This window comes from Reyranella soli (assembly GCF_007992495.1).
Classification (GTDB): domain Bacteria; phylum Pseudomonadota; class Alphaproteobacteria; order Reyranellales; family Reyranellaceae; genus Reyranella; species Reyranella soli.
The window spans coordinates 1-13,605 of record NZ_BKAJ01000126.1 but is presented as its reverse complement, the minus strand read 5'-3'; the positions used below and the strand labels follow the sequence as shown (position 1 = coordinate 13,605).

Genomic DNA, 13,605 nt, shown 5'->3' with positions numbered 1-13,605 from the left:
TCGCCTCAACTCATATTCCTCTCCCCCGCTAGGGGGAGAGGAGCTTGATAAGGCAAGAGATTGGCTGGCGCTTCGGGCTACTGCCCCGGATCCACGACCTTGTACTGGACCGTGGCCGGCTTGCTGCCGAGGCCCTTCACCTTCTCGCGGAAGGTCTGGAAGGCGACGTACAGGCCCGGGATCACGAAGATGCCCAGCATCGAGGCCGCGATCATGCCGCCGAACACCGCGGTGCCGACAGCGCGCTGGGTCGCGGCACCCGCGCCCGAGGCGATGACCAGCGGCACCAGGCCCAGGATGAAGGCGAACGACGTCATCATCACCGCGCGGAAGCGCAGGCCCGCGGCCGTGGTCGCCGCGCTGACGATGTCCTTGCCGTGCGCGCGCTCCTCCATCGCGAACTCGATGATCAGGATGGCGTTCTTGGCGGCGAGCGCGATCAGCACGACGATGCCGATCTGGGCGAAGATGTTGTTGTCGAGCCCGGTGAGGAAGAGCGCCGTCACCGCCCCGAACAGGCCGACCACGACCGACAGCAGCGCTGCGATCGGGATCGCCGTGCTCTCGTAGAGGCCGACCAGGAACAGGTAGGCGAACAGCACGGCCAGGGCCAGGATGAAGCCGGTCTGGCCGCTCGCCGCCTTCTCCTGCAGCGCCGTGCCGGTCCATTCGTAGCCATAGCCCGCGGGCAGCGTCGATTTGGCCAGCCGCTCCATGGCGGCGATCGCCTGGCCCGAGGAGAAGCCGGGCGCCGGCGCGCCGTTCAGCACCACCGAGCGCAGGTTGTTGTAGCGCACGATCGACGAGGGCGCAGTCACCAGTTCGATATTGGCCACGGCCTGCAGGGGCACCAGCTCGCCGTTCGACGAGCGTACGCGCACGCGGAACACGTCGTTGACGTTGCCGCGGTCGGGCGCGTCGGCCTGCACCTTGACCTGCCAGACGCGGCCGAACAGGTTGAAGTCGTTGGTGTAGGTGCCGCCCAGCGTCGTCTGCATCGCCGAGAAGATGTCGGAGATGCTGACGCCCAGCTGCTGGGCGCGCTCGCGGTCGAGCTTGAGGTTGATCTGCGGCGTCGTCGCGGCATAGGTCGTGAAGACGTTGGCGAGCTCGGGCGCGGTCTGCGCCGAGATCATCAGGCCGCGGGCGACGGATGCGAGATCGACCGGCGGCGCGCCCGCCAGCGACTGCACGACGAACTCGAAGCCCGACGAATTGCCCAGCCCCATGATGGGCGGCAGGTTGAAGGCGAAGACGTTGGCCGAGGCGATCTGGGCGAACGCCTTGTTCACCTCCTGCAGGGCATAGAACACCGTCAGCGTCGGATCCTTGCGCTCGGCGAACGGCTTCAGCTCGACGACGACCAGGCCGCGGTTGGGCAGGTTCAGGCCGTCGAGGATGCTGTAGCCCGAGACGGTGAAGATGCTCTGCATCCACGGCTTGCCGATGATCGTCTGCTCGACCTCCTCGATCGACTTCAGCGTGCGATTGGTCGAGGAGGCGTCGGGAAGCTGGACCTCGGCCATGAACGCGCCCTGGTCCTCGTCGGGCAGGAAGCCCGACGGCACCAGGCTGCCGATGCCGCCGGTCGCCAGCGCAAAACCTGCGACCAGCAGCAGGGAGATGAAGCCGCGCCGCGCGATCGGCGTCACCACCCGGACGTAGCCGTCGCGGCTCTTGTCGATGCCGCCCTGCAGCCAGGCCATGACGCCGCGCGGCTTCTTGCGATGGCGCAGGATCAGCGAGCACAGCGCCGGGGAGAGCGACAGGGCGTTGATGGCCGAGATCACCATCGATACTGACACCGCCACCGCGAACTGCGAGTAGAGCTGGCCGGTGATGCCGGGGATGAAGGCCGTCGGGATGAACACCGAGAGCAGCACCAGGGTGATGGCGATGATGGGCGCGGTGACCTGGCCCATCGCCTTCTCGGTCGCCTGGGCGACCGTGAGGTCGGGCTCGTGCTCGAGGATGTGCTCGACCGCCTCGACCACGACGATGGCGTCGTCGACCACGATGCCGATCGCCAGCACCAGGGCCAGCAGCGAGATGGTGTTGGCCGAGAAACCCAGCATCAGCATGACGGCGAAGGTGCCGATCAGCGCCACCGGCACGGCGATGATGGGGATCAGCGTGGCGCGCAAGTTGCCGAGGAAGATGAAGACCACGATCGCCACCAGCACGAAGGCCTCGATCAGCGTGTGGATCACGCTCTCGATCGTGGCCTCGACGAACACCGTGGTGTCGTACATGACGTTGTAGGAGACGTCGTCGGGGAAGCGCGGTTCGAGGTCCTTCAGCGCCTTGCGCACGCCCTGTGCGGTCGCCAGCGCATTGGCGCCGGGCAGCTGGTAGATTTGGATGCCGGCCGCCGGCTTGCCGTTGTAGCGGCCGATCGAATCCATGGACTTGGCGCCGAGCTCGACGCGGGCGATGTCCTTGATGCGCACCAGGCCGCCGTCGGACCTGGCGCGCACGACGATGTCCTCGAACTCGCCGGTGGTGACCAGGCGGCCTTGCGTCGTGATGTTGAGCTGGAAACCGACCTCGTCGACCAGCGGCGCGGCACCGACCAGGCCGACCGCGGCCTGCACGTTCTGCGCCTGCACGGCCTTGACCACGTCGTCGGCCGTGATGTCGAGGCTCGACATGCGGTCGAGGTTGAGCCAGATGCGCATCGAGTAGTCGAGCGGCCCGAACAGCGTGGCATCGCCCACGCCCGGCACGCGGCGCAGCGTGTCGAGCAGCGTGATGGTCGCGAAGTTTGAGAGGAACAGGCCGTCGCGGCTGCCCTTGGGCGAATAGATCGCCACGACCTGCAACAGCGACGACGACTGCTTCTTAGTCGTGACGCCGAGCTGCTGGACCTCGGGCGGCAGCAGCGCCAGCACGGCATTGATGCGGTTGGTGACGTTGACGGTGTTGAGATCGGGGTTGGTGCCGACCTCGAAGCTCACGGTCAGCGCATAGCTGCCGTCGCCGCCCGACGTCGACTTCATGTAGATCATCTTCTCGACGCCGTTGACCTGGCCCTCGATCACCTGGGCCACGCTCTCCTCGACCGCCTGGGCCGAGGCGCCGGGGTAGGTCGCGGTGACGCGGACCTGCGGCGGCACGATGTCGGGGAACTGCGCCACCGGCAGGGCGGTGATGGCGAGCAGGCCGGCGATGGTGATGACCGTCGAGACGACGAAGGCCAACCGCGGCCGGCGGATGAACAGCGATGAGATCGTCATGGCGCTACTTCTTGGGCTGGGCCGGAGCCGCGCTCGGCGCCACCGTCATGCCGTCGCGGATGCGCTGCTGGCCCTGGATGACGACCTTCTCGCCTTCCTTCAGCCCTTCGGTCACCACTAGCATGCCGTTGCGCACGATGCCGGTCTTGATGCGCCGCAGGTGAACCACGTTCTTGTCGTCCACGGTGAAGAGATAGGGACCGGTCTGGTCGAGGGCGACCGCCTGCTGCGGCACGGTCACGACGGTCTGCGGCTTGCTTTCCTCGAGGAGGACGCGGACCGTCTGGCCGTCGGTCAGGAGATTGTCCTTGTTGTCGAAGGTCGCGCGCACGATCTGGCCGTCGGTCTTGGAATCGACGGTGATGTCGATGAAGTCGATCTTGCCCTTCTCCTGGTAGATGCTGCCGTCGGCGAGCTTCAGCCGGACCGCCGGCGGATCGCCGATCTGGGCGTCGCGCTTGGCGTCGAGCAACTCGCGCTGCGTCACGGGGAACAGCACGCGAATGGGGCTCTCGCTCACCACCGTCGCCAGCACGCCGGAGTCCGGGCTGACGAGGTTGCCGGGCGAGACGGCAGCGCGGCCGATGCGGCCGTCGATCGGCGACTTGATGGTAGTGTAGGAGAGCTGGATCTCGGCATCGCGCAGCTGGGCGCGGGCGTCCTCGAGGTTCGCCTTGGCCTGGAGCTGCTCGGACAGGCGCTGGTCGTAGGTCTGCTTGGTGCCGGTGTTGGTGCGCAGCAGCTCGGTGGCGCGGCTCAGCTGCAGGTCGGCGTTGGTGAGGGCGGCCTGCATGGAATCGCGCTGGGCGAGCTTCTGGTCGACCGCGGCCTGATAGGTTTCCGGCTCGATGGTGAAGACGACCTCGTCCTTCTTCACCATGTCGCCGTCGTTGAACTTGCGCGGCCCGAGGAAGCCCTTGACGCGGGCGCGCAGCTCGACCTTGTCGACGGCGGCGGTCCGGCCGATGAACTCGTACCGTTCGGCGATCGGCGTCAGCTCGGCGGCCTGGACCAGCACGGCCGGCGGCGGCGCGGCCTGCTGGGCGAAGCCGCCGGCGGCGAAAGCTGTGACCATACAGGCCGCGACGAGCGCTGCGAGGATTGAGCGCTGTTCGATCATTGTCTTCGTCCCTGCCCGTAGTAACCTACGAACACTGCCTTAATTCGACAAAGCGGTCACGGCCTTTCCGGCTGGGGCTCGTCAGGCTGACAGGCCGCGGCGAAAAAAGGAGATGCAGTGATCGTGTTGCGGTGGGTTGTCCTCGTCTTGTCGCTGGCGCTTGCCCTGCAGTCGCTCGATGCGGCTGGCCAGGCGCGCAGCAGCTTCGCCAATCCCGCCGAGTACGACAACTTCCAGGCGGCGCTCAAGACGCAGGACCCGGCCAGGCGCGCCACGGCGATGGAGGTCTTCGCCGCCTGGTATCCCGGCAGCATCCTGCGCACCGAATCGCTGGAGCACGCAATGGCCGCCTGGATGGCGGCCAAGGAGCCGGCCAAGGCCGACTTCGTCGCCGGCAAGCTGCTGCAGATCGATCCCGACAACGTCCATGCCCTCGCCCATCGCGTCTACGCCGCCCGCGCCCGCGCCGTGCAGGGCGACAAGGCGGCGATCGAGCCCATGGTCGCCGGCGCCGAGCGCGGCGTTGGCGCGTTGGCCAAGTGGCAGAAGCCGAGCACGCTCGACGACGCCACCTTCGCCCGCGCCAAGGAGCAGATGAGCGCGGTGTTCAACGGCGCGCTGGGCTATGCCGCCCTCCAGGTCAAGGATTACGACAAGGCGCGGCGCTACTACCGCGCATCGGTGACGGCCGAGCCCGACAATCTGCAGGACGTCTATCAGCTCGCCGTGGCGCAGCTCGAGGGCACGCCGCTCGACGCGCTGGGCTTCTGGTTCGCCGCGCGCTCCATCGCCATCGCCCGCGCTGCCAAGAACGACACGGCCGCCAAGGACATCGATCGTTACGTGCGCTCGCGCTACCGCCTCTATCGCGGCAGCGAGGAGGGCTGGGACGAATTGCTGGCGCGTGTCGTCGCCGGCGAGAAGGCGCCGCCGGGCGGCTTCGTGAAGTCGATCCCGCGCGCGCTGACGCCGGCTGAGCTCGCCATACAGCTCGTCGAGGACAACGATCCCGGCGCGCTCTCCTTCGTCGACTGGGCGCTGATCCTGCGCCATCGCGACACGACGCCGGCCAATCGCGCCGCCGCCGAGAAGACATGGCAGGCGATCGTCGACAAGCAGCAGGGCGGTGGCACGCGCATAAAAATCCCGGTGAAGGTGATCTCGGCCACGCCCGACGTCATCGAGGCCGCCATCACCGACGAGGCGCAGGCCGGCAACGTCGCCGACCTGCATATCGCCATGGCGCGGCCGTTGGCGCCGCTGCCGGCGCTGGGATCGAAGATCGCCATCGTCGGCTCGTTGAGCGACTACAAACCGCAACCCTTCATGTTCATGATGGTCCGCGGCGAGCTCGCCCCCGAATCGATGCCGGTGGCGGGCGGCCCGTGCGCCGATCCCCGGCCGCAGATGTGCACCCGCGAATACCGGCCAGCCTGTGGCTTGCACCGCGACGGCACCCGCAAGACCTACGGCAATGCCTGCTCGGCCTGCAGCAATCCCGACGTCCTGACCCAGTCCGCCGGCGCCTGCCCGTAAGCTACTTCCGCCGCTAAAAAAGCCCTTGAAAACTGCGCTTTGAGACAATAGTTAAGTATATGCTTAACTATCAACCGGCACCCCTCGACCTCGCCTTCCAGGCACTAGCCGACCCGACCCGACGCCTCATGGTCGAGCGGCTGAGCCAGGGCCCGGCCTCGGTGAGCGAGCTCGCCCAACCGCTCGACATGACCTTGTCGGCGGTGGTGCAGCATCTCGCGGTGCTGGAGGCGAGCGGCCTGGTGCGGTCGCAGAAGGTGGGCCGCGTGCGCACCTGCCGCATCGAGCCCCAGGTGCTGCACTCGGCCGAACGCTGGATCAGCGAGCGGCGCGCCAGCTGGGAGAGGCGCCTCGATCGCCTGGGCGCATTCCTGGTCGAGACCGACCCCACCACAAGACCCCGGAGCAAGTAATGACGATCCGCAACGCCAAGCATGCCACCTTCACCATCGAGCGTGTCTATCCCTCGACGCCGGACCGCGTCTTCGCCGCCTGGTCGAGCAAGGAGGCGAAGACGGCCTGGGCCTATTGCCATGCCGAATGGCCGGTGACGGAGCACATCTTCGACTTCCGCGTCGGCGGACGCGAATACGCCGTGACCGGCCCGGCCGGCGGCACTCGGCATGTCTTCAATGCGCACTACTTCGACATCGTGCCCGACCAGCGCATCGTCTACGCCTACGACATGCATCTCGACAACCGGCGCATCTCGGTATCGCTGGCGACCATCGAGTTCTTCGACGTTGCCGGCGGCACGCGGCTGGTGCTCACCGAGCAGGGTGCGTTCCTCGACGGCTACGACGACATCGCCGGCCGCGAGGAGGGCACGCGCATCGGCCTCGGCAATCTCGACCGGCTGTTCAGCCAGCAGCGCGCCGCCTAGGAGCAGCAGATGACCGAACGTTCGACCAAGCACGCGACCTTCACCATCGAGCGCACCTTCGCCGCGGCGCCGTCACGCGTGTTCGCAGCCTATGCCGACGTGAAATCGAAGGCGCGTTGGTTCGTCGGACCCGAGGGCTGGGAGAAGTCAAATCTCAAGCTCGACTTCAAGGTCGGCGGTCGCGAGAGCGTGAGCGGCGGGCCGCCGGGCGGACCGATGCATTACTACAATGCGATCTACCAGGACATCGTGCCCAACGAGCGCATCGTGCTGACCTACGAGATGCACCTGGACAAGACGCGCATCTCGGTCTCGCTCGGCACGACCGAGCTCAAGCCGGCCGGCACCGGCACGCGCCTGGTCTATACCGAGCAGGCCGTGTTCCTCGACGGCTACGACGATGCCGGCAGCCGCGAGCAAGGCACGCGCGGCCTGTTTGACCAGCTCGCAAGGTTCCTGGAGATGCAATGACGGCGCGCTCGGTTCAGCACGGCACGATCCGGCTGGAGCGGCGCTACAAGGCCGCTCCGGCGCGGGTCTTCGCCGCCTGGGCCGAGCCCAAGGCGCGCGCCCAGTGGGACGTGCCGGGACGCTGGGTGATCGCCGAGCAGAGCTTCGATTTCCGCGAGGGTGGCCGCGAGCTGAAGCGCTTCGGGCCAAGCGACGATCCGCGCTTCGTCGCCGACACGCTCTATCTCGACATCGTGCCGGACCGCCGCATCGTGTTCAGCTATTCGATGACCAGCCGCGGCGAGCCGGTCTCGGTGTCGCTCACCACGGTCGCGCTTTCAGCCGACGGCAAGGGCACGCGCCTGCTGCTCGTCGAGCAGGTCGCCTTCCTCGACGGCAAGGACAATGCGGCCAGCCGCGAAGAAGGGTTGACCTCGATGCTCGACAAGATCGGCGAATCGGTCACCGCCTAGTGCGCCATTAGTGCGCCATCAACAGCGGCACGCGGCAGGACGAGATCACCTTGCCGGTGGCGCCGCCCATGCCGAGGAAGCTCAGGACCTGGCCGCGGCCGTAGGCGCCCATCACCAGCAGGTCGGAGCCCTTGCCATGGGTATAGTCGAGCAAGGCGCGGCCGCGGGCGCGGCCCGACACGGCGCCGGGATCGATGGCGTCGACCTCGGTCTTCAGCCCATGCCGGCCGAGATTGCGCGCAAGGTAGGCCGCACCGACATCGTCGGGCGTGCTGCCGACGACCAGGATGGTGATGCTCGACGCCTTGGCGAGGAACGGCAGGGAATATTCGACGGCGCGCGCGGCCTGGAAGCTGCCGTTCCACGCCACGATCACGTTGTCGAAGCTGCCGCTGCCGGGGTTGGGCGGCGCGATCATGACGGCGCGCGCGCATTCGTGGATGGCGGCCTCGACGGTTGCCGGCGCCACGTTCTCGGGGTCGGCGCCGGGCCGGCCCAGCACGATGATGTCCGAGCAGCGGCCCATCGCCACCAGCGTGTCGAGCGTCGCGGTCTTGGCGGCGGTGAAGGTGGCGCCCTTCACCGGCGCGATGAGCTCGCTGTAGATCCGCTCGCTCTCCTTGGCGCGCGCCTCGAGACGCTCGTCGTCGATGTTCATGATCAGCGGCATCGCCTCGCCGCTCATCGCCAGGCCGCCCACCATGCCGCCGGCCGGGCCGACCGGCAGGTGCAAGGCGTCGACGCAGCCGTCGAACAGCCCGGCCACGCGGGCCGCGAGCTTGAACGACATGGCGGCATCCGGTCCGCCTTCGGACACGGCCAGGATGGACTTGTACATCGAGAATTCCCCCATCAAACGGACGCGATTAAGAAGCGCCTAGAGCCGGCATGCAAGCCGAGACTTCGTCCGTCGCGTCACGCTGCGGACCGGGAGAGTTCGCGCTTCCTGATCCAGTGAATGAACGGCAGGGCGGCCAGCACCATCCAGAGCTTGCCCAGGATCTGGCCAGCGAGGAAGTCGAGGCTGCCGAAGGCCAGCCACAGGAACAGGATGCTGTCGGCGACCAAGCCGACCAGGCTCGACGCCAACACCGCCAGTACCAGCCCGCGCGACTGCAGCGGCGTGTAGACGGCGAAGTCAGCCAGCTCCGACAGCAGGAACGCTGCGGCCGAGGCATAGACCAGCGGCGGCGGCGCCACCGCGCCCGACAGCAGGGCGCCGGCGACGATGGCGGTGAGCGCGGCGGCGCGGCCGAGCCGGCGCTGCACCATGTCTCGCAGCACCAGGGCGAGGCCGATCAGCAGCACGCCCGACGGCGCCATCAAGGGCATGCCCTTGGGTCCCCACGGCCAGACCGGCACCAGGCAGGGGCCGTGCGGCGGCGCGCACACCGTTCCGAGGTTGCCGATCATCCAGTTGGCGGCCGGGATGCAGGCGATGAAGGCCAGGAGATAGACCAGCGCTTCGGCCTTTTGCCGGGGCGAGGACAGGGAGGGCGTGGGCGTCATTGCGCGCGCTCCTAGCAGGCCCGCGAGGCGGGGAAAAGGCCACTTGAAATGCACAAATCGACGCTGGCGTACCTGCTTCACACGTGATGGAATCGCCGGACGGGGAAGGACGAGGGCTGAAAGAGCGTCGTCTAGGAGGGCTTCTAGGCCCGCAACCTTTCTCCGCGGCACTACGTTGCTGAACTTACCCGTTGGACAACATTGCGGAGGGGGAACCATGTTCGTCTCCGACATTCTCTCGCAGAAGGGCGCTCTCGTCTTCTCGGTGATGCCCAGCACCACCGTGGCAGAGGTCGCCAAGCAGCTCAGCGTACGGCGCATCGGCTCGGTCCTCGTTCTCAACGAGCACAGCTCGGTCGTCGGCATCGTCTCCGAACGCGATCTCGTGCGCGCCATGGCAACCCATGGCGACAAGGCAATGGAGCTCGAGGCGCGTCAGGTGATGACCCGCGATGTCATAACCTGCCACCCCGACCATTCGATCGAAGAGGTGATGCAGGCCATGACCAGTGGCCGCTTCCGCCATCTTCCCGTGGTCGATCGCGGCGAGCTTTTAGGGCTGGTCTCGATCGGTGACGTGGTCAAGGCGCGGCTGGAAGAGACCCAGCACGAGACCGAGGCGCTGAAGGCCTACATCGTCGCCGGCTAAGCCTTCGTGAAGATCTCCTCGCAGGTCACGAGGGTCACGTTGCCGTCGAGGATCGGCTGGGCGATCGCGAAGAACTTCGCCACGACATCCGAACCGTTGTGCCGGTCCATGGCGGCCCGATCGGTGAATCGTTCGTAGGTGGTGAACACCGTCGGGTCGGCCGCATCGCGCGAGATGAAGAAGCCCACCGTGTCGGGTTCGTTGGCGCGCACATGTCGCGCCACGTCCAGAAGGGCCTCCTGCAACGCGCCCTCGTGACCCTTCCTGGCGCGGATGACGGCGGTGATCGTCAGCATCGATTCTGCTCCTTTCGCGTGGTCGCCGCCGGAAGTGCAAGAAATCGACCATTCGGACCATGTCGACAGGCGGCGAGCAGACTGGCAGTTTGCCCGCCATGCCATCAGAATCACTTCCCTTGCAGGGCAAGGTCGCCCTGGTCACTGGTGCGGGCCGCAACATCGGTCGCGCCATCGCTCTTACCCTGGCGCGCGACGGCGCGTCGGTGCTGGTCAACGGCCGTGCCGACAAGGCGGCGGTCGACGCCGTGGTCGCGGAGATCGTTGCGGCGGGCGGCAAGGCCGTCGCCGCCATGGGCGACGTCTCCGATCCGCAGGTGCCGGCGCGGCTCGCCGACCAGGCGGCCAAGGCGTTCGGCGGCGTCGACATCCTGGTGAGCAACGCGGGCTTGCGCCGTCAGACCTCGTTCCTCGACATGTCGTTCGAGGAATGGCGCGAGATCCTGTCGGTGGCGCTCGACGGCGCCTTCCTGCTGGGCAAGGCCTTCATCCCACAGATGGTGGCCAAGGGCCAGGGCGGCGCGTTCGTCGCGATCTCCGGCGTTTCCACGCATGTCGGCACGCCCAACCGCTGCCATGTCTCGGCATCGAAGTCCGGACTGGAAGGGCTGATGCGCGCGCTCGCCGTCGAGCTTGCGCCGCATCGCATCACCTGCAACGCGCTGGCGCCCGGCGCCATCGAAACCGCGCGCGCTGCGTCGGCGGGGCCGGCGCCGGCCAGCCGCATGAACCGCCCGATCCCGCTGAAACGCTTCGGCACGGTCGACGAGATCGCCGCCATGGTGCGCCTGTTGGTCGGGCCGCAGGGCACCTTCATCACCGGCCAGACCATCCATGTGAATGGCGGTGAGCACCTGACGTGAGGAACCTTTTGACCGACGTACCCGGAATCCTGGTCGGCAACGCCCACGATGCGCAGGCGGCGACGGGCGTCACCGTGGCGGTGTTCGAGCGTAGCGTCGTGGCAAGCGTGGCGACGTTGGGCGGCGCGCCGGGCGATCGCGCCGTCACCTTGCTCGAGCCCGAGATGACGCGCGGCATGATCGACGCTGTCGTGCTGTCGGGCGGCTCGCTCTACGGCCTCGATGCCGCAGGCGGCGTCACCGCCGTGCTGTGCCGCCAGGGCAAGGGCGCGCAGTTCGGCGGCCTCACCCTGCCGGTGGCGGTGCAGGCCATCCTGTTCGACCTGACGAACGGCGGCGCGAAGGAGTGGTTGACCGAGCCCGTCGACAAGCGGCCGCCCTACTGGGATCTCGGCCGCGACGCCACGCTCGCCGCCGCACAGGACTTCGCGCTGGGCACAGTCGGCGCGGGCTTCGGCGCCACCACGGTCACTGCAAAGGGCGGGCTCGGTTCGGCAAGCACAGGCACGCGGCAGGGCTTCACTGTCGGTGCACTGGCGGCCGTGAACGCGGTCGGCTCGGCGCTGATTGGCGATGGGCCGCATTTCTGGGCGGCGCCCTACGAGCAGGGAGCGGAGTTCGGCGGCCTGGGCTGGCCTCAGAAGATTCCACCCGAGGCGCTTGCCGTGCGCTTCAAGGGTCAGCCGGCGCCGGCCACCGCCACCACCATCGCCATGGTCGCGACCGACGCCACGCTCACAAAGGCTGAGTGCAAGCGCTTGGCCATCATGGCCAACGACGGCTTATCGAAGGCGCTACGCCCAGTGCACGCGCCCAACGACGGCGACACGGTGTTCGCGGTCTCGACGGGCCTCGCCGGATCGGGTGGTGAGCCGCCGGTACTGACCGAGCTCGGTACGGCAGCGGCCGATTGCCTCGCCCGCGCCGTGGCGCGTGGCGTGTACGAGGCGACGGCGCTGCCCTACAAGACCGCAATGCCCGATTGGAAGACGCGCTTCGGAGGCGGCCGGCGATGATGGCATATCTGGTGGTGTTCGTGGGGGCGGGCATCGGCGGCTCGATCCGGCACGGCATGAACGTTTGGGTAGCGCATTTCCTCGGAACCCACTTCCCCTGGCACACCTTCGTCATCAACATCCTGGGCTCGCTGGTGATGGGCCTGGTCGCCGGCTGGTTCGCCGAGCGCGGCGGCCAGCCGGGCCACATACCGCTGTTTCTCACCACCGGCATCCTGGGCGGCTTCACGACCTTCTCGGCCTTCTCGCTCGATGCCGTGTTGCTGTGGGAACGCCATGAGCATCTGCTGGCCGCGCTCTATGTCGGCGGCTCGGTGGTGGGCGCCATCGCCGGCCTCGTCCTCGGCCTCTGGATCGTGAGGACGGCGCTGGCGTGAGCCAGCAATACGACGTCATCGTCGCAGGCGGCGGCGCGGCCGGCCTGATGTGTGCGCTCGGCGCCGGCCAGCGCGGGCGGCGCGTGCTGGTGCTGGAGCTCGCCGACAAGGTCGGCAAGAAGATCCTGATCTCGGGCGGCGGGCGCTGCAATTTCACCAACCTCGACAGCCGGCCCGAAGCCTTCCTGTCGGCCAACCCGCATTTCTGCAAATCGGCGCTGGCGCGCTACACCCAGCACGATTTCATCGCCCTGGTCGGCAAGCACCGCATCGCCTGGCACGAGAAGACCTTGGGCCAGCTCTTCTGCGACGGCTCGGCGCGGCAGATCGTGGCCATGCTGCTGGCCGAGTGCGCCGCCAACCAGGTCGAGGTGAAGGTGGCGCATCGCATCACCGGCATCGACAAGGCCGATCGCTTCACGGTGACGACCGACCACGGTGCGTTCACCTCGTCGTCTCTCGTGCTGGCCACGGGCGGCCTGTCGATTCCCAAGATGGGCGCGACCGGTTTTGCGCACGACGTCGCCCGCCGCTTCGGACTGCGGCTCACCGAGACGCGGCCGGCGCTGGTGCCGCTCACGCTGAACGTGCCGGAGCTGAGCGGCGTGTCGCTGGAGGTGGTGACGCGTCTTGGCCGCGCCAGCTTCCGTGAGGCCATGCTGTTCACCCATCGCGGCTTGTCGGGACCGGCCATCCTGCAGATCTCGTCCTACTGGCGAGGCGGTCAGGAGATCGCGATCGACCTGCTGCCCGATGTCGATGCGTCATCCTTCCTGAAGGAGCGCAAGCGCACGCGACCGAAGGCGGAGCTACGCACGGTGCTGGGCGAAGTGCTGCCGCAACGCCTGGCGCAGCACCTTGCCAACGAAGGGACCATGGCGAACGCGCGCGATCGCGATCTCGATGCCTTGGCCGAGCGCTTGAAGACCTGGAAGATCGTGCCCACCGGCACCGAGGGCTACGCCAAGGCCGAGGTCACGGTGGGCGGCGTCGACACTGATGAACTGTCGTCGCGCACCATGGAAGCCAAGAAGGTGCCCGGCCTGTTCGTGATCGGCGAAGCGGTCGACGTCACCGGCTGGCTGGGCGGCTACAATTTCCAGTGGGCCTGGTCGAGCGGCTGGGCAGCGGGTGAGGCGGTGTAGGTCTCATGCTCTTCCGGACCGCCGGCCTCCGGCCGGCTCATGCTCTTCGGAG

15 protein-coding genes are annotated in these 13,605 nt (G+C 67.7%); 10 read left to right on the top strand and 5 right to left on the bottom strand.

The genetic code is table 11. The annotated features are described in order from the left end of the window. Positions 1-77 precede the first annotated feature (77 nt). Together RSO01_RS32200 and RSO01_RS32195 are read right to left on the bottom strand one after the other, a co-directional pair. Positions 78-3,236, bottom strand: coding sequence for an efflux RND transporter permease subunit (locus tag RSO01_RS32200; protein WP_147154664.1), 3,159 nt, complete (start codon positions 3,234-3,236; stop codon positions 78-80). Positions 3,237-3,240: 4 nt separating this feature from the next. Continuing rightward, positions 3,241-4,311, bottom strand: a complete 1,071-nt coding sequence (locus RSO01_RS32195) for an efflux RND transporter periplasmic adaptor subunit (RefSeq protein ID WP_170303516.1) — start codon at positions 4,309-4,311, stop codon at positions 3,241-3,243. 162 nt (positions 4,312-4,473) lie between these two features. Between RSO01_RS32195 and RSO01_RS32190 the strand changes: the two genes are divergently transcribed. From RSO01_RS32190 to RSO01_RS32170, 5 genes are read left to right on the top strand one after another with little or no spacing between them, the layout of a single operon-like run. After that, on the top strand, positions 4,474-5,892 hold the full coding sequence (locus tag RSO01_RS32190) for a hypothetical protein (RefSeq protein ID WP_147154662.1): 1,419 nt from the start codon (positions 4,474-4,476) through the stop codon (positions 5,890-5,892). Positions 5,893-5,951: 59 nt separating this feature from the next. After that, on the top strand, positions 5,952-6,305 hold the full coding sequence (locus RSO01_RS32185; protein ID WP_147154661.1) for an ArsR/SmtB family transcription factor: 354 nt from the start codon (positions 5,952-5,954) through the stop codon (positions 6,303-6,305). After that, positions 6,305-6,775 (top strand): SRPBCC family protein, encoded by a 471-nt coding sequence (locus RSO01_RS32180; protein ID WP_147154660.1) that lies wholly within the window; start codon positions 6,305-6,307, stop codon positions 6,773-6,775. The genes RSO01_RS32185 and RSO01_RS32180 overlap by 1 nt, the downstream gene beginning before the upstream one ends. A 9-nt stretch (positions 6,776-6,784) precedes the next feature. Continuing rightward, on the top strand, positions 6,785-7,246 hold the full coding sequence (locus tag RSO01_RS32175; protein ID WP_147154659.1) for an SRPBCC family protein: 462 nt from the start codon (positions 6,785-6,787) through the stop codon (positions 7,244-7,246). After that, entirely contained in the window at positions 7,243-7,698 is a 456-nt protein-coding gene (locus RSO01_RS32170) for an SRPBCC family protein (RefSeq protein WP_147154658.1), read from the top strand. The genes RSO01_RS32175 and RSO01_RS32170 overlap by 4 nt, the downstream gene beginning before the upstream one ends. 7 nt (positions 7,699-7,705) lie before the next feature. Here the strand turns inward: RSO01_RS32170 and RSO01_RS32165 are convergent, their stop codons facing one another. Continuing rightward, positions 7,706-8,536 carry a universal stress protein gene (locus tag RSO01_RS32165; protein WP_147154657.1) on the bottom strand — a complete coding sequence of 277 codons (831 nt, stop codon included), beginning with the start codon at positions 8,534-8,536 and terminating at the stop codon, positions 7,706-7,708. Positions 8,537-8,613: 77 nt separating this feature from the next. Further along, a complete protein-coding gene (locus tag RSO01_RS32160) occupies positions 8,614-9,207 on the bottom strand; it encodes a VUT family protein (RefSeq protein ID WP_147154656.1) in 594 nt (197 codons plus the stop codon). Positions 9,208-9,424: 217 nt separating this feature from the next. On the opposite strand from RSO01_RS32160, the gene RSO01_RS32155 reads away from it, so the two are divergent. Further along, a complete protein-coding gene (locus RSO01_RS32155; RefSeq protein ID WP_147154655.1) occupies positions 9,425-9,856 on the top strand; it encodes a CBS domain-containing protein in 432 nt (143 codons plus the stop codon). Here RSO01_RS32155 and RSO01_RS32150 read toward each other — a convergent pair. Then, positions 9,853-10,152: a putative quinol monooxygenase gene (locus RSO01_RS32150; RefSeq protein ID WP_147154654.1), complete on the bottom strand. Its 300-nt coding sequence runs from the start codon at positions 10,150-10,152 to the stop codon at positions 9,853-9,855. The two genes, RSO01_RS32155 and RSO01_RS32150, sit on opposite strands and share 4 nt — an antisense overlap. A 98-nt stretch (positions 10,153-10,250) precedes the next feature. Between RSO01_RS32150 and RSO01_RS32145 the strand changes: the two genes are divergently transcribed. The 4 genes from RSO01_RS32145 to RSO01_RS32130 are packed head-to-tail and all read left to right on the top strand — an operon-like array spanning position 10,251 to position 13,553. Next, complete coding sequence (locus RSO01_RS32145) at positions 10,251-11,015, top strand: SDR family NAD(P)-dependent oxidoreductase (protein ID WP_147154653.1); 765 nt, start codon at positions 10,251-10,253, stop codon at positions 11,013-11,015. Positions 11,016-11,023: 8 nt separating this feature from the next. Continuing rightward, positions 11,024-12,031, top strand: coding sequence for a P1 family peptidase (locus tag RSO01_RS32140; protein ID WP_308933107.1), 1,008 nt, complete (start codon positions 11,024-11,026; stop codon positions 12,029-12,031). Continuing rightward, the gene (crcB, locus tag RSO01_RS32135; protein WP_147154690.1) at positions 12,031-12,408 is read left to right on the top strand and encodes a fluoride efflux transporter CrcB; all 378 of its coding nucleotides are present in this window, start codon (positions 12,031-12,033) and stop codon (positions 12,406-12,408) included. The genes RSO01_RS32140 and crcB overlap by 1 nt, the downstream gene beginning before the upstream one ends. After that, positions 12,405-13,553 carry a BaiN/RdsA family NAD(P)/FAD-dependent oxidoreductase gene (locus RSO01_RS32130; RefSeq protein WP_147154651.1) on the top strand — a complete coding sequence of 383 codons (1,149 nt, stop codon included), beginning with the start codon at positions 12,405-12,407 and terminating at the stop codon, positions 13,551-13,553. The genes crcB and RSO01_RS32130 overlap by 4 nt, the downstream gene beginning before the upstream one ends. Positions 13,554-13,605 lie beyond the last annotated feature (52 nt).